Here is a 26,815-nt window from a genome sequence, read left to right on the forward strand (position 1 = left end):
ACATCATGACCGGAATGAACATGGCTGCCATTTATATAGTGCAGACGCTCGGCAGCCTGTATCTGCTGATCGTACTGCTGCGCTTCATCTTGCAGCTGGTGCGCGCCGACTTCTATAACCCCCTCTCGCAGTTCATCGTGCGCGCCACCCAACCGATACTGCGCCCGCTGCGGCGCGTGATTCCGGGCTTCGCCGGGATCGACTTCGCCTCCCTGGTACTGGCGCTGATCGTGCAACTGGTGGTGATGGCGATCATCATCAAGCTGATGGGTTATGCCCTGCCGGCCATATTGCAGCTGCTGGTCTGGTCGCTGGTAGGCATCACCGCACTGTTCCTGAAGATCTTCTTCTTCGCCCTGATCATCAGCGTGATACTGTCCTGGGTCGCACCGCACAGCCATAACCCTGCCGCAGTGCTGGTGTACCAGCTGTGCGAGCCGGTGCTGGCACCGATCCGCCGGTTCCTGCCGTCCCTGGGCGGACTGGACCTGTCGCCGATCTTCGCTTTCATCGCGCTGAATCTGCTGGATATGCTGGTAGTAACCAACCTGGCGATGGCCACGGGTATGCCACGAGGGCTCACGCTGGCGCTCTGAGTTCAGCGCTACCAGCTCCACTGATACAGGAAAGTAGAAACACCCATGTCCAGATTCCCTGCTGATTCCGTCGGCCTGGTTTCGCCGCAGCGCCATATCTTTACCGAGCCCCTGGCGCTGGCGTGCGGACGGAGCCTGCCGCAGTACGAGCTGGTCTACGAGACCTATGGCCAGCTGAATGCCAGCCGCAGCAATGCGGTGTTGATTTGCCATGCGCTGTCCGGGCATCACCATGCTGCCGGTTATCACAGCGAAGATGACCGCAAGCCAGGTTGGTGGGACGCCTGCATCGGCCCCGGCAAGGCCATCGATACCAACCGCTTCTTTGTCGTCAGCCTGAATAACCTGGGCGGCTGTCATGGCTCCACCGGCCCGTCCAGTATCGATCCCGAGACCGGCAAGAGCTATGGCGGGCGGTTCCCGATGATCGTGGTCGAGGATTGGGTCAACAGCCAGGCGCGCCTGGCCGATCATCTGGGGGTCGAGTGCTGGGCCGCGGTGGTGGGCGGCAGTCTTGGTGGCATGCAGGCGCTGCAGTGGGCTATTCACTACCCTGACCGGCTGCGTCATTGCGTGGCCGTTGCCACCGCCTCCAAGCTGTCGGCGCAGAATATCGCCTTCAATGAAGTAGCGCGGCAGGCGATCATCACCGATCCGGATTTCCATGGTGGCGATTATGCTGCCTTCGGCGTGATCCCCAAGCGCGGCCTCGGCCTGGCGCGGATGGTCGGGCATATCACCTATCTGTCCGATGATGCCATGGGGCAGAAATTCGGCCGCGAACTGCGCAGCGAGCGGCTGAACTACGATATCAGCAGCGTCGAGTTCCAGGTCGAGAGCTATCTGCGCTATCAGGGCCAGGAGTTCTCCGAGCGCTTCGACGCCAACACCTATCTGCTGATGACCAAGGCGCTGGACTATTACGACCCGGCTCGTGCCCATGGCGATGATCTGGCCAAGGCGCTGGCGCCAGTCACCGCTCGCAGCCTGGTGATTTCCTTCAGCACCGACTGGCGTTTCGCCCCGGCGCGCTCGCGGGAGCTGGCCAACGCACTGCTGGCCGCCCGCAAGGACGTCAGCTATCTGGAAATCGACGCCGCCCAGGGCCATGATGCCTTCCTGCTACCGATTCCCCGCTATATCCAGGCATTGAGCAGCTATATGAACCGTATCGAGGTGGACGCATGACCCTGCGCGCAGATCTGCAGATCATCCAGAACTGGATCCAGCCCGGCAGCCGGGTATTGGACCTCGGCTGTGGTGAGGGCGAGCTGCTGCACTATTTGCAGGACAACCGGCAGGTGCGTGGCTACGGCCTGGAAATCGACCCGGACAACATCAACGCCTGCATCGGCAAGGGCGTGAATGTCATCGAGAAAGACCTCGACCAGGATCTGGACAATTTCGAGGACCACAGCTTCGATACCGTGGTCATGACCCAGGCCCTGCAGGCGGTGCACTACCCCGACCGCATCCTCGAGGACATGCTGCGCATCGGCCGCGAGGCAATTCTCACCTTCCCCAACTTCGGTCATTGGCGCTGCCGCCTGTACCTGGGGACCAAGGGGCGCATGCCGGTATCCGAGTTCATGCCGTACACTTGGTACAACACACCCAACATCCACTTCTGCACCTTCAAGGACTTCGAGAAGCTGTGTCACGAGCGCTCGGTACGCATCCTTGATCGTCTGGTGGTGGATCAGACCCATCGCAGCAGCATGTTGAGCGCCATGTGGCCCAACCTGCTCGGCGAGGTCGCCATTTACCGTGTCACCCGCTGACAAGGAGACTTCATGAAACGCATCCTGTTCGCCGGCCTGCTGATGCTCGCCGCCACCGCCGCCGCCCAGTCGGGCCCAGCGCAGAGCCCGCAGCGCTTCGGCGACCTGCTGATCTATCACAACACCTTCAACAGCTCCTATCTGCAGCCTGAGATCGCCGCCGCTGCCGGTCTGCAGCGCGGCCCCCGGCAAGGCGTAGTGAATATCGCCGTGCAGCGCAACGGTGCCGATGGGCCTGAGGCGGTGGACGCCCGGGTCGAAGGCTCGGTGAAGAACTTGCTGCAGCAGACCACCCCGCTCAAGTTCATGCGTATTCAGGAGCAGGACGCCGTCTACTTCGTTGCCAACTACAGCGCTGGCCAACGCGGGTTGTTGCAGTTCGAGGTGCGCGTACAGGCCGAGGAAGGCGCGCCGGTGCATACCCTGCGTTTCCAGCAGGAGTTCCATCCCGATGAGTGAGGTCACTTTCAGCCGGCTGGTGCTGGCCAGCAACAATGCCGGCAAGCTCAAGGAGCTGCAGGCCATGCTTGGCGCGCATATCGAGGTGTTGCCGCAGAGCCAGTTCATCAGTGAGGAAGCCGAAGAAACCGGCCTGAGCTTCATCGAGAACGCCATTATCAAGGCCCGCCATGCCGCCCGCGCTTCCGGTCTGCCCGCGCTGGCTGACGACTCCGGGCTGGCAGTGGATGCGCTGGGCGGCGCACCGGGCATCTACTCGGCCCGCTATGCCGACGGCCAGGGCGATGCTGCGAACAATGCCAAACTGCTGGACGCGCTGAAGAACGTACCGGATGACCAGCGCGGCGCGCGTTTTATCTGCGCGCTGGCACTGGTGCGCCATGCCGACGACCCGGTGCCGATCATCTGCGAAGGCGCCTGGGAAGGCCGCATTCTGCATGCCGCCAAGGGCGAACACGGCTTCGGCTACGACCCACTGTTCCTGGTGCCGGAACTGGGCGTCTCCAGCGCCGAACTGCCCGCCGAACAGAAGAACCAGCTGAGCCACCGCGCCCGGGCAATGGTGCTGCTGCGTCAACGGTTGGGGCTGGCGTGATTTCACTGCCGCCGCTGGCTGCGTACGTCCACATCCCCTGGTGCGTGCGCAAGTGCCCGTACTGCGATTTCAACTCGCACACCCACCAGGGCGGCCTGCCGGAAGACGCCTATATCGATGCGCTGATCGCCGATCTGGAGCAGGATCTGCCGGACACCGGCGGGCGCGAACTGGTATCGATCTTCTTCGGCGGCGGTACGCCAAGCCTGTTCTCCGCCGCCAGCCTTGGCCGGCTGCTGGAAGCCATGCAGCAACGGCTGCGCTTTGCCGATGATATCGAGATCACCCTGGAGGCCAACCCGGGCACCTTCGAGCAGGCCAAGTTCCACGATTACCGCGCCGCCGGGATCAACCGCCTGTCCATCGGCATCCAGAGCTTCAATCCAACGCATCTCAAGGCGCTGGGCCGCATCCATGACGACCGCGAGGCGCTGGCGGCGGTCGATATGGCCCGCCGCGCCGGCTTCGACAATCTCAATCTGGACTTGATGCATGGGCTGCCGCAGCAAACCCTGGAGCAGGCACTGGCTGATATCGAGCAAGCCATTGCATTGGGGCCAGAACACCTGTCCTGGTATCAACTGACGCTCGAACCCAACACCGTGTTCTACTCCAGGCCGCCGACCCTGCCGGAAGATGATGTGCTGTGGGATATCCAGGAAGCCGGGCAGACTCGACTGGCCGAGACCGGCTACGCCCAGTATGAAATCTCCGCCTACGCACGGGATAACCGCCGCGCCCGGCACAACCTCAATTACTGGCAGTACGGTGATTTCCTTGGTATCGGTGCCGGCGCCCATGGCAAATTCACCCACGCCGATGGCCGCATCGAGCGCTACTGGAAGACCCGCCAGCCGAAGGATTATCTGAATTCAGACAAGGCTTACCGCGCCGGCAACAAGATCCTCAGCGCTGCAGAGGTTCCCTTCGACTTCCTGATGAATGCCCTGCGCCTGGTCGATGGCGTGCCCAGCGCCTCGTATCCAGAGCGCACCGGCCAGCCCCTCGCCGATATCGCTCCGCTGCTGGATCGCGCCGTGGAACGCGGCCTGCTGGAGCCGTGGCAGCAACACCTGCGCCCCACCGCGCAAGGCCGACTGTTCCTCAACGATTTGCTGGAAATGTTTCTCTAGGGCCTGCGCCAACCTCATCCGCCCGCGAACCAGGACGATCGCGGGTGGCACTGATCCGGGGTGTAGCACCCCGGTCGGCGTTCGGAGTACGCCATGCGGCATCGCGGTCCCGGCCATAGGCAAGTATTCACAACCTCCAATGTGTCCCGCCTACGCTTGCCGCCTCGCGCCCATGCTCCTACAGTGGTTGCTCATCAAACCATTGTCCGCGACCACGAGGTGCCCATGTCATCCTTCAGCTTCGCCACCACCGCCCGCATCCTCTGCGAAACCGGCGCCGCCAGCCGCCTTGCGCAACTGTGCCGGGAGCGGGACGCGCAGCGGGTATTGATCGTTACCGACCCCGGCATCACCCAACTGGGCCTGCTGGGCGATGTGCTGCCAGGCTTCGCCGATACCGGCATGAGCGTGGAGGTGTTCGATCAGGTGGTGGCCGATCCGCCGGAGGAAGTGGTTTTCGCCGCCGTGCACCAGGCGCAGGCGATGAATGCGCAGCTGATCATCGGTTTTGGTGGCGGCAGCTCGATGGACGTGGCCAAGCTGGTCGCCCTGCTGGCCCATCCGCATACTTCCCAAAGCCTGAACGAGATCTACGGTGTGGATAACGCACGGGGTCAGCGGCTACCGCTGATCCAGGTGCCGACCACCGCGGGTACCGGCTCGGAGGTCACTCAGATTGCCATCATCACTACCGGCGAAACCACCAAATCCGGGGTAGTCTCGCCGCTGCTTTTGCCGGATCTGGCAGTGCTGGATGCCGAGCTGACCCTCGGACTGCCGCCGGCGGTTACCGCCGCTACCGGCATTGACGCCATGGTGCATGCCATCGAGGCCTATACCAGCAAGCTGAAGAAGAATCCGCTGTCCGACATGTTGGCACGCGAGGCCCTGCGCCTGCTGGCGAACAACCTGGACGAGGCGGTGCACAACGGTAGCAATCGTGACGCCCGTCAGGCCATGATGCTGGGCTCGTTGTTGGCCGGCCAAGCCTTTGCCAATGCCCCGGTGGCCGCAGTGCATGCGCTGGCCTATCCGCTGGGCGGGCATTTCCATATTCCCCATGGCCTATCCAATGCTCTGGTGCTGCCCAGCGTGGTTGCCTTCAATGCTCCCGCGACCGAGTCCCTGTACGCCGAACTGGCGCCGCTGCTGGTGCCGGATTGCCAGCCGGGTGACGCCGCGAGTCTGACCGACCAGTTGATTACCGCCCTCTCGCAGCTCAGCCCCCGCTGCAACCTGCCCAGCCGGCTGCGTGATGCCGGCGTGCCGGAAAGCAGCCTGGAGCTGCTGGCCAGCGAGGCGATGCTGCAGCAGCGGTTGCTGGTGAACAACCCGCGCGAGGTCACCGAGGCGGATGCCCTGGCGATCTATCGGCAGGCGTATTGATTAAACGCATTAGCGGGGGGTTCTGGGAGGTTCGAGCACCAGCTCGTACCTTAACGTGCGCTGCTACTCCGCGCATCGAGCTGGTGCTCGACGCACCCAGTACCCGCGTGCGTGACATCAACCCCACTGGCCGGGATGGAACCCGGCCGGGCCGCGACCGGTCCTCCATTTAATCGAGACACTCAGCATGACCACCAAACCCCAACGCACCGATTATCCCTACCTGCACCCGATCACCACCCGCTGGCACGACAACGACATCTATGGCCATATCAACAACGTCACCTATTACGCGTTCTTCGACAGCGCAGTGAACAGCTGGCTGATCAATGAGGGCGGGCTGGATATCCATGACGGGGAGCAGGTGGCTTTTGTGGTGAGTTCCGGCTGCGATTACTTCGCGCCGGTGGCCTTTCCCGAGCCCATCGAGATTGGTGTACGTGTGGCCAAGCTGGGCAACAGTTCAGTGCACTACGAACTGGCCCTGTTCAAGGAGGGAACGGCTGAGGCCTGCGCCGCCGGCCGCTTCGTGCATGTATTTGTCGAACGCGCCAGCAACCGCGCCTGCCCGATCCCACCGGGGCCGCGCGCGGCGCTGGAACGCTTGCTGCTCAGCTGATCACTTGAACGGACGCTCTTCCCACCAGGGGAAGAACTCGGGCCGGTCCTGGCTGGTGCTGAGCTTGAATTCGGGGGCACGCTTTTCCAGGAAAGAACGCACACCTTCCTTCGCATCCTCCGATTCGCCCATGAAGGCAATCGCCCGGGAGTCGACCTTGTGCGCTTCCATCGGGTGGTCAGCGCCAAGCATCCGCCACATCAGCTGCCGGTTGAGCAGCGCTGACATGGGCGAAGTATTATCCGCAATCTCCCGGGCCAGCTCGTAGGCCGCCGGCAGCAGCTCATCCGGTTCGTGGATACTGCGGACCAGCCCGCCCTTGAGCGCTTCCTCGGCGCTGAATACCCGGCCGGTATGGATCCACTCAGCGGCCTGCATGGGGCCGACAAGGCGCGGCAGGAACCAGCTGGAACAGGCCTCCATGGTGATACCCCGACGAGCGAAGACGAAGCCAAACTTGGCGTTGGTCGAGGCCAGACGGATATCCATCGGCAAGGTCATGGTTACGCCGACACCTACCGCCGCGCCGTTGAAGGCACCGATCACCGGCTTGGTGCACTCGTAGATACGCAGCGACACGGTACCACCGCCATCGCGCAGATCCGCGCCTTCCGGCTGATCGGTACGGGTGTGGCGGTTGAAGGTATCACCGCCCTTCTCCAGGTCGGCACCCGCGCAGAAAGCGCGGCCGGCGCCGGTCATTATGATTACCCGTACCGCATCATCGGCGTCCGCTGCATCAAAGGCGGCGAGCAGCTCACGCCGCATGGGGCCATTGAAGGCGTTCATCCGGTCGGGCCGGTTGAGGGTCAGGGTGAGGATGCCATCCTGGACTTGATAATCGAGGGTTTCAAATTGCATGGTGACTCCGCAGATAATTGTTCTGGATGGGAGCCAGTGTAGGTAGCTGGGCCATCTGCGGCCATTACTCTTGGTGACCGCTATGTAGGACCATAGGCAGAGCAGATAAACCCCTGGGAACGTCGAGCACCAGCTCGATGAATAAAGCCCGAACACCACATCAGCGTATCCTGCCACTCCCAGGTACGAGCTGGTGCTCGAACCTCCCGGGAACAGCGTCCCGGAAGGCCGGATTTCACTCCCGTCAGCGATAATTCGTGCGGCGACAGTGGGCGAGGTGGAACTCGCCCCTCCATAGAATCAATCGATTCGCTCGAACTTCAAATCCCACACACCATGTCCAAGCCGCTCACCGCGCTTCTCGAATTTGGTGATCGGGCGCTCATCCGGGCGCGGGATGAAGGTGCCGTCGGCTGCCTGGTTGCGGTAGCCCGGCGCAACGCTCATGACCTCAAGCATCTGTTCGGCGTAATGCTCCCAGTCGGTGGCCATATGCAGCACACCACCGATGCGCAGCTTGCGTCGCACCAGCTCGGCGAAGGCCGGCTGCACGATGCGCCGCTTGTTGTGCTTTTTCTTGTGCCAGGGGTCGGGGAAGAACAGCAGCAACCGGTCGAGGCTACCGTCGGGGATGGCCTGGTTCAGCACTTCGATGGCGTCGCAGTCATACACCCGGACATTTTCCAGGCCGGCATTGAGCACGCCATTGAGCAACGCACCCACACCAGGGCGATGCACTTCAATACCGATGAAGTCCTGCTCAGGCGCCGCCTGGGCCATCTCCAACAGGGAGTGCCCCATACCGAAGCCAATTTCCAGAGTGCGCGGCGCCTGCCGGCCGAATACCTGGTCAAGATCCAGCAGGCCGTCGGCCAGGCTCAGACCGAACAGCGGCCAGCCCTTTTCCACGCCCCGCTGCTGGCCTTCGGTCATGCGCCCCGCCCGCATCACGAAACTGCGAATGGCGCGCCGCGGCTGGCCGTCTTCTGGCTGCTCGGGCTGCTGATTCTCGTTCACGTCATTCATTTCCGACAAAGGTACCTTCCCAGGGTGAAGAGGCCGCGGCATACAGACGACGCGGCATGCGGCCAGCCAGATAAGCGCCGCGACCAGCCAGCACTGCGTGTTTCATCGCCTCGGCCATCAGCACCGGCTTCTGGGCACCGGCGATAGCCGTGTTCATCAGCACACCGGCGCAGCCCAGCTCCATGGCGATGGTGGCATCCGATGCGGTACCGACACCGGCATCGACCAGAATCGGCACGGTCGCTTCTTCGAGGATGATGCGCAGGTTGTAGGGATTGCAGATACCCAGACCGGAGCCGATCAGCCCGGCCAGCGGCATCACTGCAACGCAGCCGATCTCGGCCAACTGACGGGCAATGATCGGGTCATCACTGGTGTAGACCATGACATCAAAGCCGTCCTTGACCAGCACTTCGGCGGCCTTGATGGTTTCCACCACGTTGGGGAACAGGGTCTTCTGATCGGCCAGCACTTCCAGCTTGACCAGATTGCGCCCGTCCAGCAGCTCGCGGGCCAGGCGGCAGGTGCGCACGGCGTCTTCAGCGGTGAAACAGCCCGCGGTATTGGGCAGGATGGTGTAACGATCCGGTGGGATGACATCCAGCAGGTTGGCCTCACCGGGGTTCTGGCCGATATTGGTTCGGCGAACGGCCACCGTGACGATCTCCGCGCCCGAGGCTTCGATTGCATCCCGCGTTTCGTCCATATCCTTATACTTTCCGGTGCCGACCAGAAGACGGGAACGGTAACGAACGCCGGCAATTTCCAGCGCATCTTGCTGCATATCTGTCATGGGTATCTCCGCTGCGGCTAGCCGCCGCCAATGGCGTGAACGATTTCGACCCGGTCACCGTCGTTCAGACGTGTGTCGGCATACTGGCTACGCGGCACGATCTCCAGATTCAGCTCGACGGCCAGTCGCTTGCCGGTCAATCCCAGGCGCTCGACCAGTTCGGCCAGGCTGATGGAGGAATCGAGAGGATGGGCTTCGCCATTCAGTTGGATCTGCATGGAACAACTCGATGAATTCAGGAATCAGGCTGGGCATGATAGCGTGAAACAGCCCGGTCTGCCTATTGTTGGGGCACCGCGAGCGCACTCACAGCGACCGCCAGACCCCCAGCCCAAAGCACACCCAGGCCGCGAGAAAACACACCCCGCCGATCGGCGTGACAATACCCAGCCGCAAACCACCGAGCGTCATCAGGTACAGGCTGCCGGAGAACAACAGAATACCCACCACGAACAGTGCTCCGGAGGTCTTGAACAGCAGGCTCTCGGGCCAGCGCAGCAGCAACAACGCCACGCCGATCAGCGCTGCCGTGTGCCATAACTGATACTGTACCCCGGTCTGAAATACACCCAGCATGCTTTCCGGCAGACGACTGCGCAAGGCGTGCGCGGCGAAGGCGCCCAACGCCACACCGGTAAAGCCGCTGAGCGAGGCCAGCAACAACAGGATCTTGGCCATCAATGAAGACTCCGGCTCGATGGGTTTATACTGCGACACATTCTATACCACCCGATACCACCGCTGTTGCCGGCAGACGAGCCAACCCATTGAAGACGATTTTGCGCAAAACCGCCAAATGGCTGCTGATTCTCCTGTTATTGAGCCTGCTCCCGGTACTCCTGTTTCGCTGGGTGCCGGTGCCCGGCTCGATGCTGATGCTCGAGCGCTGGGTCGAAACCCGCAGTGACGACCGACAGGTGGACTTCCAGAAGCGCTGGCTGCCCTACCGCGCCATCCCCGATAACATCAAGATGGCGGTGATCGCCGCCGAAGACCAGCGTTTCGCCGAGCATCACGGCTTCGATATCAGGGCCATCCAGGCCGCGATTGAGCATAACCAGCGCGGCGGCAGTCTGCGCGGGGCCAGTACTCTGAGTCAGCAGGTGGCGAAAAACCTGTTTCTCTGGTCCGATCGCAGCTGGCTGCGCAAAGGTCTCGAATCCTGGTTCACCCTGGCCATCGAAACGCTCTGGCCCAAACAGCGGATTCTCGAGGTGTATCTGAATATCGTCGAGTGGGATGAGGGCGTGTTCGGTATCAGCGCCGCAGCGCAGCATCACTTTGGGATAGCCGCTGGCGTTTTGTCCGACCAACAGGCCGCTCAGCTGGCCGCCGTACTGCCCAACCCGCGCCGCTGGAGCGCCGCCAGCCCACCGCCCCATGCGCTGCAGCGCAGCCGATGGATCCGGCAACAGTCCCGGCAATTGGGCGGCGCCCATTATCTACGACAGATGGAAGCCGGAGGAGATTGGCCGCAATGGCTGACCCTGAGCCACTGGCAGCAGCAACTGAACAAGTAATAGCGATGCCGTAGATAGCTCAGGCTTGCAACATGACGGGCGGCCCGCGAGATTCGTCAGGCAGCTTTATTCGCAGGAGACTCTTTGCGAAGGTGCCCGCTAATACCGCGCCAGCCAATTACCCAACTCACTGGGCAACAAGCCGGTCCAGCGGCGTAGGGATCGGCGGAAGTTGGCCCGGTCATTGAAGTTGAGGTAGTCGGCAACTTCATCGCTGGAGTAGCCGCGACTTTGATACAGCTCCATGGCGACACGGGCGCGAGCATGGTCCAGTTGCTGCTGAAAACCGGTGCCGTGCTTCTGCAGCTTGCGCTTGAGCGTGGCCGGGCTCATGCCGAAGGTCTCAGCCACGCCTTCCAGCCGCAGCGGCTGTCGCACCTGTGCCACCAGATGATCATGCAGGCCATCCAGCAGACTGCGGGTAGCAGGCAGCGCCATCAGCATCTTCAACCCTTCCTGTTCGGCCACCTGCCCGGCGGTAACCGAGGCGCTGGCCCAGGGGTGATGCAGACAGCTGCGTGGCAGGCACATCTGGTTCAGCGGGCTGGCAAAGCGTAGCTCTTCTCCCAGGTGCACCCAATACTGCTCGATATAGCGCGGCTGCGCGTGGGCCAGATGAAAGGTCCAGGGCAGACGCTGCCCCGACAGCCATTGGCTCATGCCGGTCACTGCGGCCATGCTGGCCTCGACCAGAAATATGCTCTGGCCGTCGGCGCCAAAGCTGTCACCCCAATCCAGCCAGATGTAGCGCTCATCCACCCGCAGCCGCAGCCGCAGCAACGGCCAGAGCAGGGGCTGCAATCGCACCAGCCGCTCCAGCGCATCCTGTAGATCAGCCGCATGACTCAGGGCGTGACTGGCCGCGCCGTAGTGCCCGGGCAACCACTGCTGACCCAGCAGAAAGCTGGTGTCATCAGCCTGCAGTTGCTGCTGCAGATTCTCGATCATACGCAGGAACTGCTGCGGGCTGATCAGCCGATTACCGGTGAGGATATCCTCATGGAACAGCCCGGTGCCCTGTAACAAGCGGTGGGCATTCACTCCCCGGCCCAGCGCCAGATCAATCAGGCTGGCGGGCTGATAGTGCGCCGGGATGAAGCGCGTAGTGCACTCCAGCCAGCGGTCGCTGCGCTCTGTCCTAACCATAGCGCACCGTCAGGTTCTGCTTGGCCCGGGCCATGGTTATGTTCATCCGCTCCAGCAGGGTTGCCGGGTCCTCATCGCGGGCCATCAGCGCAACCACGCTGGCTGACAGCTCCAGGCGTTCGCCCTGGGCACGGCTCTTGTAAGCCAGGCTGCGCACCGCCTGTTCAAGCTCCTCAGCCAATATCTGGGCCTGGCGCTCGCCGGTATGCGGCAGGATGATCACAAAGCGATCGCCCGCCAGCCGGCAGAGCAGATCATGCGTCCGCAGATTGAGCAGCATGAGTTGCGTCAGCACCTGCAGCAACCTGTCTCCTTCGGCGTACCCGTATTCGCGATTGACCCGGGAGAAGGCGTTCATATCCAGCATGATCAGCGACACTGGCTGCTGCTGCGCCGCCGCATCCGCCAGTGTCAGCTGTAGTTGTGCCCGTAGATAATTGGCATCTCCCAGCGGGGTCAGCTTGTCGAACTGGCGATGTTCCCGAAACACTCGCTCGCGGTTGCGCATCTGCTCGTTGATCGCCAGCTGTTCCTGATGCCAGTGGAAGATGCCGAGGGTCATGAGGATGAAGCCAATGGGCATGGGGCCCGATTCCAGCCAGCCATCCCAGGTCACGGCGTCGGGTAATGCCACGAATTCGTCAACAGTATCCATGAACAGACTGAAGAACAGGCAGGCCAGCCCCATGAACAGCAGATTGGTCACATAGCCGGCCGGTCGGCTCTTGAGCAGCAGGCCAAGCCAGGTAAGCAGCAATAGGGCCGAGCCCCCTTCCCCGGCGATATCCAGCCAGTCCCAGTCGGCCACCGGCTTGATCTCACCGGCCAGCAGATGCAGCAACAGGCCGGTGTTCGCCGTGATCAGCAGGCCGGTGAGCTTGAAACGATGCATCGCAAGCATGGATGTCATAAGCAATTCTCCTTACTGCCGGCCAGCTAAGCAGTTGGATGTGACAATCCGGTGGCAACGCGGGAGTCATATCAGCTCATGGCGTTGTCAGCTTATCCATATCAAATGCATACCTGTATGGCGGCGATTACACGCCACCGGGCGGCGGCGTGACTCCAGGCGAGTCAAATCAGCTCAATATCGGTAATTTGTCGTGCCAATCCCGGCTTTTAGCGGCTTATCGGCGCTATATAGTCACATAACTGTCATCAGCCGTGCCTAACGTTCCCCCCACAACGGCCCCGCCAACGGCCGCACATTTCAGGGGAAGAACAATGTCTGTGCAACTCGCTACCGCCCGGAGCCCCGGGTTTCGCCTCAGCGCCCTGGCGCTGGCTATCGCCGTAAGCACACCGCTGGCCGCGCAGGCGCAGCAACCCGAAGTGGTCGATGTGATCGGCCAGGCTGCCCAACTGGAGCAGGCCCTGGATGACCAGCGCCGCGCCAATACCATCAAGAGCGTGGTGCACGCCGACGCCATCGGCCAGTTGCCCGACGACAACGCGGCCGAGGCGCTGCAACGCGTTCCCGGCCTGTCGGTCGAGCGCGACCAGGGTGAAGGCCGTTTTGTGCGGGTGCGCGGGCTGGGCTCGGACCTGAACAGCGTGACCATCAACGGCACTCTGGTGCCTGCGCCGGAGGACGATCGCCGCGCGGTAGCCATGGACGTGTTGCCGAGCGAGCTGGTGCAATCGCTGTCAGTGGTCAAGACGCTGACGCCGGACATGGATGCCAACTCCCTGGGTGGCACCATCGAAGTGGAAAGTCTGTCAGCCTTCGACCATGACGGCCTGTTCTACAGCCTTAGCGCCGAAGGCAGTCATGATGAAAACACCAGCAAGAACAGCCCCAAGCTGTCCGGCGCCTTCAGCAATCGCTTCAGCATTGGCGACGGCGTGGATAACTTCGGTGTCGCCGCTGCCCTGAGCTGGCAGGAGCGCAAATTCGGTTCGGACAACGTGGAAACCGGCGGTGCCTGGGACTTTGATGACGGTGCCCGGCTGGAGGAAATCGAACAGCGCCGCTATGACATCGCCCGTGAGCGCACCGGCCTGGGTCTGAACCTGGATTACCGCCCGGACGAACACAGCGAAGTCTGGTTCCGCAGCCTGTATAGCCGTTACAAGGATGATGAAGTACGTCAAGGCTTAGTCACCACGTTTGGCGACCCACAGCTGCCTGGTGAATTGGGCGAGGCGGAAGTCGCCCGCGAGCTCAAGGCCCGGGAAGAAACCCAGGAAGTGAAGAGTTTCGTGTTCGGCGGCAAGCGCCAGCTCGGCGACTGGGGTGTCAGCGCCCAGGCCGGTTACAGCAAGGCGGGTGAAGACAGCCCGGGCGGCATCGGCACCGCCGCTTTCGAAGCGGATGAGGATTTCAGCAACGTTGGTTACAGCGGTACCCGCAAACCGCGCCTGCGCGCAGGGCAGGATCTGTACGACGCCACCCATTTCAGCCTGACCGAGGTGGAATGGGAAAAACAGAAAACCACCGACACCGAGAAGAATATCAAGCTCGATCTGACCCGCGACTTCTCTCTGAGCGGCATGCCCTCGCAATTGGCCTTCGGTGGCAAGCTCAGCCGTCGGGAGAAAGACAATGACCTCGACATCTGGGTCTTTGAAGACTTCGATGAATTGGGTTTCAGCGACGCGCAATTGAATCTGTCGCAGTTCAGCCGGGGCACCACCGATTACGGGCTGGGCCGTTTCGGACCGCGCATTTCCGACCGCGCGGTGAAGGATCTGATCAGCGGCCTGAACCGAGCTGACTTCTATGATGAAGAAGAATCGCGCATCAATGACTTCACCATCGAAGAAGACATCAACGCCGTCTACATCATGAACACTCTGGATATCGATGACCTGCGCATCATCGCCGGTCTGCGTTATGAAGACACCAGCATCAAGGCCCGCGGTACCGGTCTGGATCAGGGTGATTTCGTTGCCAACAACACCAGCAATGACTATGACCACTGGCTGCCCGGCCTGCATGCCATCTACCAGCTCAACGACCAAACACAAATCCGCGCCGCCTGGACCAACAGCGTGGTACGCCCGACCTTCGGCCAGATGTTCCCCGGCTTTGTGCTGGATGGCGACGAAGCCGAGTTCGGTAACCCCGATCTCAAACCGCTGGAGTCGAGCAACTTCGACCTGGGCATCGAGCACTATATGGGGCGCGCCGGCGCGGTCTCGGCCTTCGTGTTCTACAAGGACATCGACAATTTCATCTATACCGCCGACGTGGCCGGCACGGGTGCATACGCCGGCTTCAGCGAGGCGATCACCTCGATCAATGGCGACAGCGCCACGGTCTACGGCCTGGAGCTGGCCTACTCGCAGAAGTTCAGCTGGCTGCCGTCACCGTGGAATGGCCTGTTGCTGAACGCCAACACCACCTTCACCAAGTCCGATGCCGACATCGAACAGTTCGACCCGGACCTGGGTGCCATGCGCAGCCGCAGCATCCGCCTGCCCGGCCAGTCGGATGTGACCGGCAACCTGACTGTCGGCTGGGAGAACGACAAGCTCAGCCTGCGCCTGTCCACCAACTACAAATCCAACTATCTGGACGAGGTCGGCGACGTGCTCGACGCCCGTTACGACTACAAGGTGGACGACCAGCTGTTTGTCGACTTCAGCGCTGGCTACTTCCTGCGCGACAACCTGCAGGTGTTCTTCGAAGCGCAGAACCTGACCGACGAATCCTACTACGTGTACACCGGCAAGCGCCGCTACAACGCCCAATACGAGGAATACGGCCCCAGCTACAAGATCGGCCTGACCCTCACGCACTTCTGATCCGACCAGCGGTGGCGGGCACCTGCCCGCCGCCGTACCCCCGACTCTTATTCAGTACGGACACTTTTCATGCCGCGATATCCTCTCAAGCCCCTCGCCGCGCTGGCCTTATCCAGCCTGCTACTGGGTTGCTCCAACGCCGACTCCAGCGTGACGCCCACCGTCGATAGCGCCAGCATGGCGAATCCGGTGGAACTGCAACACTGGCAGCCGAGCCATGCCGCGCAGGCCGAATCCTGGCAACTGCTGGCCAACGATCAGCGCCTCGCCGCCGATGCCGAAGGCCTCTGGTTATTGGATGCCAGCGGTGACCGCCTGGCCCGGCACCCCGGCAACTTCTACAGCCTGGATACCCGCCAGCACAACGCTGAACTGGTGATCGCAACTACCCAGGCCAGCAGCCAGCAACCGACCCTGTTGCGCGCCGCAGCGGCGGACCTGCAGGTGCATCAGCAGCTGGAGCTGCCGGCCACGACCTACCGCATCGAGAATCTCTGCCTGTATCAGGACGAGTCCCAGAACCTGCACCTGTTTGTCATTGGTGAGGAAGGCATGGGCGATCAGTGGCTGGTCGGCAACCCAGGCTTGCTGCTCGATACCGCCGCCCATGTACGCAGCCTGCGCCTGCCGCCGGAAAGCGAACATTGCGCGGTAGATGACCAGCAGCACCTGCTGTATGTCAGCGAGGAAAGTGTCGGCATCTGGGCCTATGGCGCGCATCCCGAGGCTGAACAGAGCCGTCAGCCGGTGGATATGGTCGAACCCTTCGGCGGGATGCAGGAGATGGTTGCGGGCCTGGCTGCAGTACCCGGCGGCCTGCTGGCTCTGGACGCCGACGCCCGGCAACTGCATCGTTATCGCCTGACCGAAAACGGCTGGGATAGCCTGGAGCCGGTCGCGCTGGCGGGCACCGTCGAGCCCGAACGCATCGCCGCACACAGCGCCAACGGCCAGAATCAGTTGCTGCTGGTCGATGGCGACGACGGCAATCTCTACCAGAGCCGAATCGATTGGCCGGTCAGCGCCCTGCCCGCCGCTGCCAAGGTGCCGGTAGTGCTGCCTACCGTACAAACCGACCCGATCCCCAGCCCCGGCGACGCCGCCGATGACCCGGCAATATGGCTGCACCCCAGCGATCCGGCTGCCTCTCGGGTGCTGGGCACGGACAAACGCAATGGCCTGGCAGTGTACGACCTCAACGGTGCACAGCTGCAGTATCTGCCGTTGGGCCGTCTGAACAACGTCGATGTGCGCCACGGTTTCCAGCTCGGTGAGCAACGGGTCGATCTGGCGGTAGCCAGCAATCGCGACCACAACAGCCTGCATGTATTTGCCATCGATCCCGCCAACGGCCAGTTAAGCGAACTGGGCCAGATCACCACCGCGCTGGATGAAATCTACGGCTTCTGCATGGGCCAGAGCAGTGACGGTGTCATGTACGCCATTGCCAACGACAAGGACGGGCGTTTTGTGCAATACCGCCTGGACGGCAGCCAGGGTGAGCTCAACGGCACCCTGGTACGTGAGTTTGCCGTCGCTACCCAGCCCGAAGGCTGCGTGGTCGATGATCAGCGCCAGCGGCTGTTTATCGGCGAGGAAGGCGAAGCAGTGTGGGCGCTGGATGCCGGCGAGAACGCCTCCACCGAGATGACCCGAGTGATCAGCACCGATGGCCCGATCGAAGCCGATATTGAAGGCCTGGCCATCTATCAGCACCCCGAACACCCCTATCTGGTGATCTCCAGCCAGGGCAACGACAGCTATGTGGTGGTCGATGCCGAGCCGCCCTATAAGCTGCGCGGCAGCTTCCGCATCGGCCTGAACAGCCAGCTGGGTATCGATGGCGTCTCGGAAACCGACGGCCTGGAAGTGGCTTCGGCCAACCTCGGCGGGCAATGGAGCCAGGGCATGCTGATGGTGCAGGACGGGCGCAAACGCATGCCCGAAGGTAATCAGAACTACAAATACGTGCCCTGGCAGAGCATCGCCAGCGCCTTGCAACTCGATTGATGGAGAACCCACTCATGCCCACATCCACTACCCATAGCATGTCGCCCTGGACGCTGGTCGCCGAAGCCAGCCTGCTGGTGCAAGGGGTGATGCTGATCCTGGTATTCGCCTCGCTGATCTCCTGGTTCCTGATCATCCAGCGCAGCAGCCTGATGAGCGCCGCCAAGCGCTCGCTGACGCGCTTCGAGCGCAGCTTCTGGTCGAAAGACACCGATCTTCAGCAGCTGTACCAGCAACAGCAACCCGACAGCCCCGGCGTGGAAGGCGTGTTCCACGCCGGCTACAGCGAATTCGCCCATATGCGCGCGCAGCAGAGCGACCCGGACGCGGTGATGGAAGGTGTGCAACGGGCCATGCGCGTGGCCATTTCGCAGGAAGAAGAGCGTCTGGAAAAGAACCTGCCGTTCCTCGCCACGGTCGGCTCGGTCAGCCCCTATATCGGCCTGTTCGGCACAGTATGGGGCATCATGAACTCCTTTATCGGCCTGTCGCAGTCCGAGCAGGCTACCCTTTCAGCGGTGGCCCCCGGTATTGCCGAAGCGTTGATTGCCACCGCCATCGGCCTGTTCGCCGCCATTCCAGCGGTGATCGCCTATAACCGCTTCGCCGCCCGCAGCGAAGGGCTGATCAGCCGTTACTACACCTTCGCCGAGCAGTTCTCCACCCTGCTGCACCGGCGCTTGCACAGCCGGGCGGAGCAATAAGTCATGCGTCCGGCCCGGAGAAAACTGCGGCCCAACGCAGAAATGAACGTGGTGCCCTATATCGATGTGATGCTGGTGCTGCTGGTGATCTTCATGGTCACTGCGCCGATGCTCACCCAGGGTATCCAGATCGAGCTGCCGAAGGTTGCCAGCGAGGCACTGGCCACCGATGACCCGCTCAATATTGTCACCTTGTCCATCGATGATCAGGGGCATTACCACTGGAACGAAGGCGACACGGTCAATACCGAGCAGTACAGCGACAGCAGCAGTTCGCTGGAGGAGATGCGTCAGCGCATCACCGCGCTGGTCGCTGCCAAACCCGACACCCAGGTGTTTATCCGTGCCGACCGCCATGCCGACTACGGCCTGGTGATCGAAGGCATGGCCGCGCTGCAACAGGGCGGCATCACCCGCCTGGGCCTGATTACCGAGGCACCCTGAGGCATGAATGAGTTGATTCAGACCAGCCCCCGCCCCCAGCAACCGAGCAGCCGTATCGGCAGTTGGTTGCTGCCGGCAACGGCCACCGTGCTGCTGCACGGTGTAGCGGCCTGGGCGCTGTACAGCAGTTGGTCACCCGAAGCACCGGCCAGAGCGCCACAGACGGTGATGATTACCCAACTGGTAGCCCTGCCCACGCCCGCACCGGAACCGATACCCGAGCCGCCGCCCGAGCCGGTAGTACAAGCCGAACCACCCCCGCCGGTCGAGCCCCAGGTGGACCAGGCCGAGATAGCCCGCAAGCGACTGGAAGAGCAGCAGCTAGAGCAGGAAAAGCAACAACGGCTGGCGGAACAGCGTCAACAGGAACTCCAACGGGAACAGGAACGCCAGCAGCAGTTGGCCCGGGAACAGCAGCAACGCGAGCAGGCCGAACAACAGGCACGAGCCGAGCAACAACGGCAGGCCGCCGAGGCCGAAGCCCGCGCGCTGGCCGACGCCGAAGCTGCCCGCCGCGCCGCTGAAGCCGCGGCCATTGCCCAGTACCAGCCCATCAGCAAGAAGCCGCCATCCTATCCGCGCCGGGCCCTGGACCGCGGCGTCGAAGGTGACTGCACGGTGCGCTACACGGTAACCCGCGAGGGCCGGGTAAAGGACCCGCAGGTCGTCGAAGGTGCCTGTGACGACCCGACGTTCGAACGCCCCTCGCTGAACGCCGCCAACAGCTTCCGTTACCAGCCACGCCTGGTCAACGGCCAGCCGGTGGACGTACCCGGCGTCAGCAACACCTTCCGCTATCGCATCCAATGACGGACAGAACATGAGACAGGACCATCAGCATTACCACACCGACCTCGCTGCGGTAGACGACCGTCGCCTCAACCCGAGCCAGGCGGCCGATCTGGACACCATCATCAACCGCAGCCGCCGCCAGGTACTCAAGGGCGGTCTGGCACTGGCTGCTATCGGCCTGTTTGGCGGTGGTCTGCTCGGTTGCCAGCGCAGCCCAGGCACCCCAGGCAGCGCCCCGCTGCTGGGCTTTACCGGCGTGGCGGCGCAGACCGCTGCGGACTTCGATCAGGTACTGGTCGCCGAGGGTTACAGCGCCCGGCCCTTCTTCAGCTGGGGCGATGCAGTGCTGGATAACGCCCCGGCCTGGCTGGACGATGCCAGCCAGGATTGGCAGGCCCAGCTGCTGCAGGCCGGCGACAACCACGACGGCATGCACTTCTTCCCCTTCGAGGATGCGCCCAACGAGCATGGTTTGCTGGTCATCAATCACGAGTACATCAACCCGACATTGCACCCCGATGGTCTGACGTTCACTCACTTGGCGGATGGTCGGCGCCAGCGCCCGGTGGATCAGGTGCGCAAGGAGCAGGCTGCCCACGGCGTCAGCGTGCTGGAAATTCGCCGCGATGCCGAAGGCCAGTGGCAACGGGTAGCCGGCTCGCGCCTGCATCGGCGCATCAGTGCCATGACGCCCATGGCCATCGGCGGCCCGCTGGCCGGCGACCTGCGCATGCGTACCGCCAGCGACCCCAGCGGCACCGAGGTACTCGGCACCCTGAACAACTGCTCCATGGGCGTGACGCCTTGGGGCACCTACCTGACCTGCGAAGAGAACTTTCATAATTACTTCGTCAACCGCGACGCCGCCGACCATGCGACCAGACCGACGCATCAGCGCTACGGCATCGGCCAGGGCCAGCACAGCGCCTATTACGCCTGGGAGTCGGTGGACCCGCGCTTTGACGCCACCCCTGACCCCGCAGCGGAATATCAGGGTCATGTGAACGAGCCCAACCGCTTTGGCTGGGTAGTGGAAATCGACCCCTTTGACCCGGACAGCAAACCCATCAAGCGCACCGCCATGGGCCGTCTCGGCCGCGAATGCTCGGTGGTCTCGCTGGGCGACGATGGCCGTATGGCAGTGTATTCCGGTGACGATGCCCGGGGCGAATATGTCTGGAAGTTTGTGCCCGATGGCCGCCATGACGCCAGTAACCCCAGTACCAGCCGCCACCTGCTGGACAGCGGCACCCTGTATGCCGCGCGCTTCGATGAGGATGGCCACGGACACTGGCTACCGCTGATCTGGGGCCAGAACGGCCTGACCGAGAACAACGGCTTTACCGACCAGCAGGCCGTGCTACTCAACGCTCGCGGCGCCGCTGACATACTCGGCGCCACACCGATGGATCGCCCGGAATGGGTCGCCGTGCATCCTGACAGCCGTGAGGTCTACGTCACCCTGACCAATAACCGCGATCGCGGCAGCCGCTTCCCGCTGGATGCCGCCAACCCCCGCGCCAACAATCAGCATGGCCAGATCGTGCGCTGGCGCGAAGCCAATGCCGACCCCGCCGCCACTACCTTCGAGTGGGATGTGTTCCTGCTCGCCGGCGAGCAGCCCGGTGCGCTGGATGCCGATGGTCAGCCGTTGCCGGATAACCTGATCGGCAATATCCAGGGCGACATCTTCTCCTCACCGGACGGCCTGGCCTTCGATGGTGCCGGCCGCCTGTGGATCCAGACCGACTCGGACGACGAAGCCGCCCACACCGTCAACACCGGTTGCAACCAGTTGCTCTGCGCCGATCCGCAAACCAGGGAAGTACGCCGCTTCCTGGTCGGCCCGCGGGGCGGCGAAATCACCGGCATCACCTGGACACCCGACTACCGCACCCTGTGGATCAACGTCCAGCACCCCGGCATCAGCTACCCCGCCAGTGACGGCCACAGCCGTCCCCGCTCCACCACCGTGGTCATTACCCATGACCAGGGCAAGGTGATCGGCAGTTGATCCGGCCCGTACCCAGCACCGAATGGTCGAGCTGGTGCTCGACCCTCCCAGGCACACCTTCGGGAACGTCGAGCACTACGGGCCACGATCGGACTTGATGGACGGCCCAGCCAAAACACCGTACTACCACTTGAACAAGGAACCAGCATGAAACTCCGCACCCTGTTACCCACCTGCCTGCTACTGGCAAGCGCCGCCCTGGCTCCGGCCCTGACCAGCGCCGCCGAGCCGGTACTGCGTTTTGCCATTCTCGGTGACGCCGAACCCAAGCCCAAGGCCGAATTCCCCGGTCTGGCCGCCGCCGTCGGCCACGTCAATCATCTGACCGACACCCTGGATCTGGATTTTGTCATCGGTGTCGGCGACATCGCCCACAAGGGCACCGAGCTGCAGTATGAAGCCGTCACGCCGGTACTGCAGCGCCTGACTCTGCCGTTCTATCCGATCATGGGCAACGAGGAACACGGCTCCACCGTCGAGCGTTATATGCACTACGTCCAACTCTGGAATGAAGGCAAGGTCGAAATCGAAGGCCCCAGCTACGTCAAGGAGTTCGAGCAACTGGCACTGGTCATGGCTTCACCGGACGAAGGTCGTGAGTTCAATGACGAGGGTGTTGCCTGGGTTAAACAGCAGATCCAGCAGTTGCATCCCAAACCCGTGTTGCTGGTAGTACATGGCGCCCCCGCCGGCACCTTTCCGGAAAACGCCGACAAGGGCATCCACCATCCCGGCTTTGCCGAGGTCAGCGCCCAACCCAATCTGATTGCCATGATTTCCGGCGACCTGCACATGGACCTGGAGCGCAGCGAGCATTCCAAGCAGATTGACGGCGTGCACCACCTGCACATCCCGGCACTGGAACGCACCAAGATTCCGGACGAAGATCACCACGTCCCGATGTTCCGCGTATTGACGGTGATGGATGATGATCAGGTGGTTGTGGATACCTACCAGGTAGGACTGGATGGGCCGTTGGAACGGCATGACTACCGGTTCAGTCTGAAGCGTTCGACTCAGTAATAACCTGGTCTGCAGGTAGCCCGCCGTCAGTGGCGGGTTGCTCTGTAGCACGGCTAATCCTTCGGAATAACCGACAACCGCCCTAACCCCTGCGAAAGCTCAGGGCAATGCCGAACCGGTTTACTCTTGATTCAGGATCTCGATATAAGCGCTGTAGGCATACACGCGGTTGCGTTTCTGACCGGTCAGCTCCTTAACCAAATTGAGGCCCGGCTGAGCCAATAGATCCATCACTTTGCCGACCGTTGCCGGAGTGAGGCCGGTACGCTCTACCAGGGTGCTGATGTTGGCAATCGGCTGTGCAAACAGGGCGTCCAGTACCTGCCTGGCTGAGGGGGCGCTTCGGCCGAGGGCCGGCAGCAGCGCCAGATGGTCACTTCGTAGGGCGTTCAATTGCTGCGCAGTACCTACGGCTTGCTGCGCCGTTTCGGCAACAGCGTCCACAAAAAAAAGCAGCCAGCCTTCCCAGTCACCGGTCAGACGAACCTGTTGCAGGCGGTCGTAGTACAGCTGCCTATGCTTCTTGAAAAATACGGACAGGTACAACAGCGGCTCACTCAATACACCGGCAGCTACCAGAATCAGCGGAATCAACAGCCGCCCGACGCGACCATTACCATCGATGAACGGGTGGATGGTTTCAAACTGCACATGGGCAAGCGCCGCCTTGATCAACGGATCGGTGGCCTCCGGTACATCATTGAGAAACCGTTCCAGATCGGCCCAGCATTCAGCAAGTTCATTGGCTGGAGTGGGCACAAACTCTGCCTCATCGGCACGGTGCCCCCCAAGCCATACCTGATTGCGCCGAAACTCACCGGGGCTTTTACCGATTCCCCGGCCGGAGGTCATCAGTGCTCGATGCAGGTCGATTAGCAGACGGAAGGCGATGGGTTGCCCTTCCCGAATGCGCTGCACACCTAAAGACAAAGCACTTACATAGCAGGACACTTCCTGCACGTCGTCCATGGGCACACCGGGTACGCCTTCCATTTCGTACAGCATCAGGTCACTTAGGGAGGACTGAGTGCCTTCGATCTGTGAAGACATGACTGCTTCTTTGCGGACATAGCTGTACAGAAACAAATGTGCATCGGGCAGCAGCATACTGATCGCATCCAGCCGTCCGAGCGCCAGCATGGCCTGATTGATGCGGCCCTGCAGTTTGCTATCCAGTTGCAGGGGTGGTTCAGGTGGCAAAGGTCTAGGGATGAACGCGAGACAGGGGCGCCCCCCAGCAATGGCAGGTACATACTCTCCGGTAAATTCACGCTCCATGCGGCGACCTCTGGTTAAAATTAGCAATACCCGCTATTTTAACTTAAGAGGAAAAATACAATAGCGTGTTCCGTTATTTTAGTTCGCCCCATGTAACACACGCTGCTGCATTGGTTGACAGTATCGACATATCCGATAAACGTGTCGATTTTTTGCGTTTTTTCGACACATGCGCAACACCGTGACATTGGATTGCCGCGCGCCTGTGGGATTCGGAATGATACCTAGGGGCGAAGTCCGCCTTCAGCCAGCCACCCTTCGCGCCACCGCCCCCTTCTGGTTCTCACTTACCACGACCAACTGATCATCCTGACAATGCATCACGATCGACTGCGCTTCGTAGTTCTGATCGTCCTGAATAACCAACTCCAGCAAGTCGCCCCAGAGCAGGGCTGTTTCCAGCTCGGCCAGTTCATCGTTGATCCAGAGTTCACCAATCAGTTTCTGATAGCGCTGCTGCAGCTCGATCCGGTACCGGGTGCCATCTGCACTCTGCCAGTGCCATTCGCCGGCGACCTGGGCCGGTATCACCCAGAGAAAGATGCCAGCGCCCTTGAACGAGACCCGTCCGTCCGGTTTCCAGTCACCCATGTCGAAGGTGTGGGAGACGACGCGGGTGCCGGGACGCAGCTCGTTGAGCAGGCGTGGGCGCAGTTGCAGGTTGACCGTGTGCAGCAGGTACATGGTCACGATGGTGGCCGGAGTGAAATCGACCTCGAACAGATCATCCTGAATAAAGCAGACGCTATTCTCGACGCCCATCTGCGCGGCGTAGGCCTGCGCCAATGCCACGCGTCCAGAGTCGATTTCCACGCCCACTGCCTGGGCACCGCGTTCCTGGGCGGCAGCCACCGGGATGCGGCCATCGCCCGAGCCGAGGTCATAGAGCACATCATCGGCACCTACCGCGCCCAGCTCCAGCATGGCTTTCACCACACTTTCATGGGTCGGTACGAAGGGTACATCGAGGTTCATGCCCAGTTCGTCAAACTGATCGTCAATGGATAAATCGCTAAACACGGTCCGCTCCGGTTACAGATGCCTATCAGCATGCCTGATCGGCTGCAGCAAAGCGATTCCATCCGGCTGATTTACCGGGCAATGATCAGCGGGTGACCTCTTTCCGGGTGCCGCTGTACCAGCACTTCTATACCGAATACGCGGTGCAGATGCGCGGGTTGCAGCACCTGCTCGGGAGTGCCGCAAGCCTGGACGCTGCCATCACCGAGCAGCAGCAACTGGTCACAATAACGCGCGGCCAGGTTCAGATCATGCAGGATGATCAGCACGCTGGCACCATGGTCGGCGAAGCGACGTACGGCATCCAGCACGCTGAGCTGATGCAATGGATCGAGCATCGAGGTGGGTTCGTCCAGCAGCAGTACCTGACCATCGGCACCCGGCCACAACTGTGCCAGTACCCGCGCCAGGTGCACTCGTTGGCGTTCACCTCCGGACAACTGCAGATAACTGCGCCCAGCCAGATGCCCCGCATCCACCGCCCGCAAGACCTCATTGACGATGTCTTCATCCACCGCCATGCCCGTGTCATGGGGCATGCGGCCCATGCGCACCACCTGCTCGACGCTGAAGGCGAAGCTCAGGCTGGAGCTTTGCGGCAGCACCGCAAGCCGCTGCGCCCGCTGGCGCCCCTGCCAGCTGGCCAGCGGCCGGGTATCCAGCAGCACCTGTCCGCTGCTGGCAGCCAGCTCACCATTGAGCACCCCGAGCAGGCTGCTCTTGCCGGCCCCATTGGGCCCGAGTACACCAAGCACCTGGCCCGGCTGCAAGGTCAGATTCACATCACCGAGTACGCAACGCCCACCACGGGCCACGCTCACTTGCTGGGCCTGCAACATCAGCCGCGACTCCGTATCAACAGGTAAATGAAGAAGGGTGCGCCGATCAAGGCGGTGACGATGCCGATCGGCATTTCCGCCGGCGCCACGATCAGCCGCGCTGCCAGATCGGCAAGCAATAACAGCGCGCCACCGGCCAGCGCCGAGGCGGGCAACAGCAGGCGGTGGTCCGGCCCAACCAGCAGGCGCATCAGATGCGGCACCACCAGCCCGACAAATCCGATCATGCCAGCGGCGGCCACCGCCGCGCCCACACCCAGGGCAGTACACAAGATCAGCTCGCGCTTGACCCGCTCGACGTCAAAACCCAGATGCCGCGCTTCGGATTCGCCCAGCAGCATGGCATTCAACGCATCGGCCCGCCGCGGCAGCCAGTAAGCCACACCCAGCGCCACCACGAGCAAGGGCCATAGCCGCGAGTAACTGGCACCATTCAGACTGCCAAGATTCCAGAAGGTCAGCGCACGCAGGGTGCTGTCATCCGCCAGGTAGGTGAACAGCCCGATGATGGCGCCGGACAAGGCGGTCAGCGCAATCCCGGCCAGCAACATGGTCGCCACCTGGGTCTGACCGTCACGTCGCCCCAGCCGATAGACCAGTGCGGTGACCAGCAACCCTCCGGCAAAAGCGGCCGCGGACAGCACATAGGGTTCGAGGGCCACCGGCAGCGTTATCCAGCGTGACAGGCCAACAATCACCAGCGACGCCCCCAGGGCCGCGCCACTGGATACGCCGATCAGCCCCGGATCGGCCAGCGGGTTGCGGAACAAGCCCTGCATCGCCACGCCGGTCAGCGCCAGCACCGCACCGACCATCAGCCCCAGCAGGGTACGCGGCAGGCGAATCTGGCTGACGATCAGTTCGGTCTGCGTCTGCACCTCGGTCAGGTTGAGGCCGGTGGCATTGAGCAAGGCCCGCAGCGTGTCTGCCAGTGGCAGGCTGACCGGGCCCAGCGCCAGGGACAACCACACAGCCAGCAACAGCAGCGCCGCCAACAACGGATAGAGTACCCGCCAATTCAGCACC

Annotated in this window: 27 protein-coding genes; 16 read left to right on the forward strand and 11 right to left on the reverse strand. The window is 62.2% G+C overall.

Annotated features, from left to right (window positions below; all coding sequences use genetic code 11):
* The first annotated feature begins 5 nt into the window (after nucleotides 1-5).
* From DHB74_RS10650 to DHB74_RS10685, 8 genes are all read left to right on the forward strand, one after another.
* On the forward strand, nucleotides 6-596 hold the full coding sequence (locus tag DHB74_RS10650) for a YggT family protein (protein ID WP_036991406.1): 591 nt from the start codon (nucleotides 6-8) through the stop codon (nucleotides 594-596).
* A 45-nt stretch (nucleotides 597-641) separates the two neighbouring features.
* Nucleotides 642-1,784, forward strand: a complete 1,143-nt coding sequence (metX, locus tag DHB74_RS10655) for a homoserine O-succinyltransferase MetX (RefSeq protein WP_499161424.1) — start codon at nucleotides 642-644, stop codon at nucleotides 1,782-1,784.
* A 2-nt stretch (nucleotides 1,785-1,786) separates the two neighbouring features.
* Nucleotides 1,787-2,377 (forward strand): methionine biosynthesis protein MetW, encoded by a 591-nt coding sequence (gene metW / locus DHB74_RS10660; protein WP_036992029.1) that lies wholly within the window; start codon nucleotides 1,787-1,789, stop codon nucleotides 2,375-2,377.
* Nucleotides 2,378-2,389: 12 nt separating this feature from the next.
* Nucleotides 2,390-2,836 (forward strand): DUF4426 domain-containing protein, encoded by a 447-nt coding sequence (locus DHB74_RS10665; protein WP_499161425.1) that lies wholly within the window; start codon nucleotides 2,390-2,392, stop codon nucleotides 2,834-2,836.
* Nucleotides 2,829-3,431: an RdgB/HAM1 family non-canonical purine NTP pyrophosphatase gene (rdgB, locus tag DHB74_RS10670; protein ID WP_036991409.1), complete on the forward strand. Its 603-nt coding sequence runs from the start codon at nucleotides 2,829-2,831 to the stop codon at nucleotides 3,429-3,431. The genes DHB74_RS10665 and rdgB overlap by 8 nt, the downstream gene beginning before the upstream one ends.
* Entirely contained in the window at nucleotides 3,428-4,564 is a 1,137-nt protein-coding gene (gene hemW, locus DHB74_RS10675) for a radical SAM family heme chaperone HemW (RefSeq protein WP_499161426.1), read from the forward strand. Before rdgB ends, hemW begins: the two co-directional genes overlap by 4 nt.
* Before the next feature lie 225 nt (nucleotides 4,565-4,789).
* Nucleotides 4,790-5,950 (forward strand): iron-containing alcohol dehydrogenase, encoded by a 1,161-nt coding sequence (locus tag DHB74_RS10680; RefSeq protein WP_036991412.1) that lies wholly within the window; start codon nucleotides 4,790-4,792, stop codon nucleotides 5,948-5,950.
* Between the two features lie 187 nt (nucleotides 5,951-6,137).
* Nucleotides 6,138-6,569: an acyl-CoA thioesterase gene (locus tag DHB74_RS10685; protein ID WP_074779170.1), complete on the forward strand. Its 432-nt coding sequence runs from the start codon at nucleotides 6,138-6,140 to the stop codon at nucleotides 6,567-6,569.
* Here DHB74_RS10685 and DHB74_RS10690 read toward each other — a convergent pair whose 3' ends face one another.
* The 5 genes from DHB74_RS10690 to DHB74_RS10710 all read right to left on the reverse strand — a co-directional run bounded on the left by DHB74_RS10690 (nucleotide 6,570) and on the right by DHB74_RS10710 (nucleotide 9,927).
* A complete protein-coding gene (locus tag DHB74_RS10690; RefSeq protein ID WP_036991417.1) occupies nucleotides 6,570-7,430 on the reverse strand; it encodes a crotonase/enoyl-CoA hydratase family protein in 861 nt (286 codons plus the stop codon). It abuts the gene before it with no gap.
* A gap of 300 nt (nucleotides 7,431-7,730) precedes the next feature.
* Nucleotides 7,731-8,456, reverse strand: coding sequence for a tRNA (guanosine(46)-N7)-methyltransferase TrmB (gene trmB / locus DHB74_RS10695; RefSeq protein ID WP_136868483.1), 726 nt, complete (start codon nucleotides 8,454-8,456; stop codon nucleotides 7,731-7,733).
* The gene (locus DHB74_RS10700; protein ID WP_036991422.1) at nucleotides 8,449-9,249 is read right to left on the reverse strand and encodes a thiazole synthase; all 801 of its coding nucleotides are present in this window, start codon (nucleotides 9,247-9,249) and stop codon (nucleotides 8,449-8,451) included. Before DHB74_RS10700 ends, trmB begins: the two co-directional genes overlap by 8 nt.
* A 17-nt stretch (nucleotides 9,250-9,266) precedes the next feature.
* Entirely contained in the window at nucleotides 9,267-9,467 is a 201-nt protein-coding gene (gene thiS, locus DHB74_RS10705) for a sulfur carrier protein ThiS (protein WP_036991423.1), read from the reverse strand.
* Nucleotides 9,468-9,555: 88 nt separating this feature from the next.
* On the reverse strand, nucleotides 9,556-9,927 hold the full coding sequence (locus DHB74_RS10710; RefSeq protein ID WP_499161427.1) for a DUF423 domain-containing protein: 372 nt from the start codon (nucleotides 9,925-9,927) through the stop codon (nucleotides 9,556-9,558).
* An 89-nt stretch (nucleotides 9,928-10,016) separates the two neighbouring features.
* Between DHB74_RS10710 and mtgA the strand changes: the two genes are divergently transcribed.
* On the forward strand, nucleotides 10,017-10,769 hold the full coding sequence (gene mtgA, locus DHB74_RS10715; RefSeq protein ID WP_051611165.1) for a monofunctional biosynthetic peptidoglycan transglycosylase: 753 nt from the start codon (nucleotides 10,017-10,019) through the stop codon (nucleotides 10,767-10,769).
* 99 nt (nucleotides 10,770-10,868) lie between these two features.
* Here the strand turns inward: mtgA and DHB74_RS10720 are convergent, their stop codons facing one another.
* On the reverse strand, nucleotides 10,869-11,915 hold the full coding sequence (locus DHB74_RS10720; RefSeq protein ID WP_499161428.1) for an AraC family transcriptional regulator ligand-binding domain-containing protein: 1,047 nt from the start codon (nucleotides 11,913-11,915) through the stop codon (nucleotides 10,869-10,871).
* Nucleotides 11,908-12,825 (reverse strand): GGDEF domain-containing protein, encoded by a 918-nt coding sequence (locus DHB74_RS10725; protein ID WP_280165031.1) that lies wholly within the window; start codon nucleotides 12,823-12,825, stop codon nucleotides 11,908-11,910. The genes DHB74_RS10720 and DHB74_RS10725 overlap by 8 nt, the downstream gene beginning before the upstream one ends.
* A 314-nt stretch (nucleotides 12,826-13,139) precedes the next feature.
* On the opposite strand from DHB74_RS10725, the gene DHB74_RS10730 reads away from it, so the two are divergent.
* From DHB74_RS10730 to DHB74_RS10760, 7 genes are all read left to right on the forward strand, one after another.
* Complete coding sequence (locus DHB74_RS10730) at nucleotides 13,140-15,665, forward strand: TonB-dependent receptor (RefSeq protein WP_499161429.1); 2,526 nt, start codon at nucleotides 13,140-13,142, stop codon at nucleotides 15,663-15,665.
* Between the two features lie 69 nt (nucleotides 15,666-15,734).
* Nucleotides 15,735-17,675: a phytase gene (locus tag DHB74_RS10735; RefSeq protein WP_499161430.1), complete on the forward strand. Its 1,941-nt coding sequence runs from the start codon at nucleotides 15,735-15,737 to the stop codon at nucleotides 17,673-17,675.
* A gap of 14 nt (nucleotides 17,676-17,689) precedes the next feature.
* Nucleotides 17,690-18,379: a protein TolQ gene (gene tolQ, locus DHB74_RS10740; RefSeq protein WP_499161431.1), complete on the forward strand. Its 690-nt coding sequence runs from the start codon at nucleotides 17,690-17,692 to the stop codon at nucleotides 18,377-18,379.
* Between the two features lie 3 nt (nucleotides 18,380-18,382).
* Nucleotides 18,383-18,823: a protein TolR gene (tolR, locus tag DHB74_RS10745; protein ID WP_036991435.1), complete on the forward strand. Its 441-nt coding sequence runs from the start codon at nucleotides 18,383-18,385 to the stop codon at nucleotides 18,821-18,823.
* Nucleotides 18,824-18,826: 3 nt separating this feature from the next.
* Nucleotides 18,827-19,633, forward strand: a complete 807-nt coding sequence (locus DHB74_RS10750) for an energy transducer TonB (protein WP_036991437.1) — start codon at nucleotides 18,827-18,829, stop codon at nucleotides 19,631-19,633.
* A gap of 10 nt (nucleotides 19,634-19,643) precedes the next feature.
* A complete protein-coding gene (locus DHB74_RS10755; RefSeq protein WP_499161432.1) occupies nucleotides 19,644-21,629 on the forward strand; it encodes a PhoX family protein in 1,986 nt (661 codons plus the stop codon).
* Between the two features lie 147 nt (nucleotides 21,630-21,776).
* Nucleotides 21,777-22,652, forward strand: a complete 876-nt coding sequence (locus DHB74_RS10760) for a metallophosphoesterase family protein (protein WP_499161433.1) — start codon at nucleotides 21,777-21,779, stop codon at nucleotides 22,650-22,652.
* Between the two features lie 120 nt (nucleotides 22,653-22,772).
* On the opposite strand, the gene DHB74_RS10765 is transcribed toward DHB74_RS10760, so the two are convergent.
* The 4 genes from DHB74_RS10765 to DHB74_RS10780 form a co-directional block, all read right to left on the reverse strand.
* The gene (locus DHB74_RS10765) at nucleotides 22,773-23,930 is read right to left on the reverse strand and encodes a Fic family protein (RefSeq protein WP_499161434.1); all 1,158 of its coding nucleotides are present in this window, start codon (nucleotides 23,928-23,930) and stop codon (nucleotides 22,773-22,775) included.
* Nucleotides 23,931-24,173: 243 nt separating this feature from the next.
* The gene (locus DHB74_RS10770) at nucleotides 24,174-24,950 is read right to left on the reverse strand and encodes a class I SAM-dependent methyltransferase (protein WP_499161435.1); all 777 of its coding nucleotides are present in this window, start codon (nucleotides 24,948-24,950) and stop codon (nucleotides 24,174-24,176) included.
* A gap of 71 nt (nucleotides 24,951-25,021) precedes the next feature.
* On the reverse strand, nucleotides 25,022-25,789 hold the full coding sequence (locus DHB74_RS10775) for a heme ABC transporter ATP-binding protein (RefSeq protein WP_499161436.1): 768 nt from the start codon (nucleotides 25,787-25,789) through the stop codon (nucleotides 25,022-25,024).
* On the reverse strand, nucleotides 25,789-26,769 hold the full coding sequence (locus DHB74_RS10780) for a FecCD family ABC transporter permease (RefSeq protein ID WP_499161591.1): 981 nt from the start codon (nucleotides 26,767-26,769) through the stop codon (nucleotides 25,789-25,791). Before DHB74_RS10780 ends, DHB74_RS10775 begins: the two co-directional genes overlap by 1 nt.
* Nucleotides 26,770-26,815: the final 46 nt, after the last annotated feature.

Origin of the sequence: Pseudomonas sp. G11-1, from assembly GCF_024031555.1 — a bacterium.
GTDB lineage: Bacteria > Pseudomonadota > Gammaproteobacteria > Pseudomonadales > Pseudomonadaceae > Halopseudomonas > Halopseudomonas bauzanensis.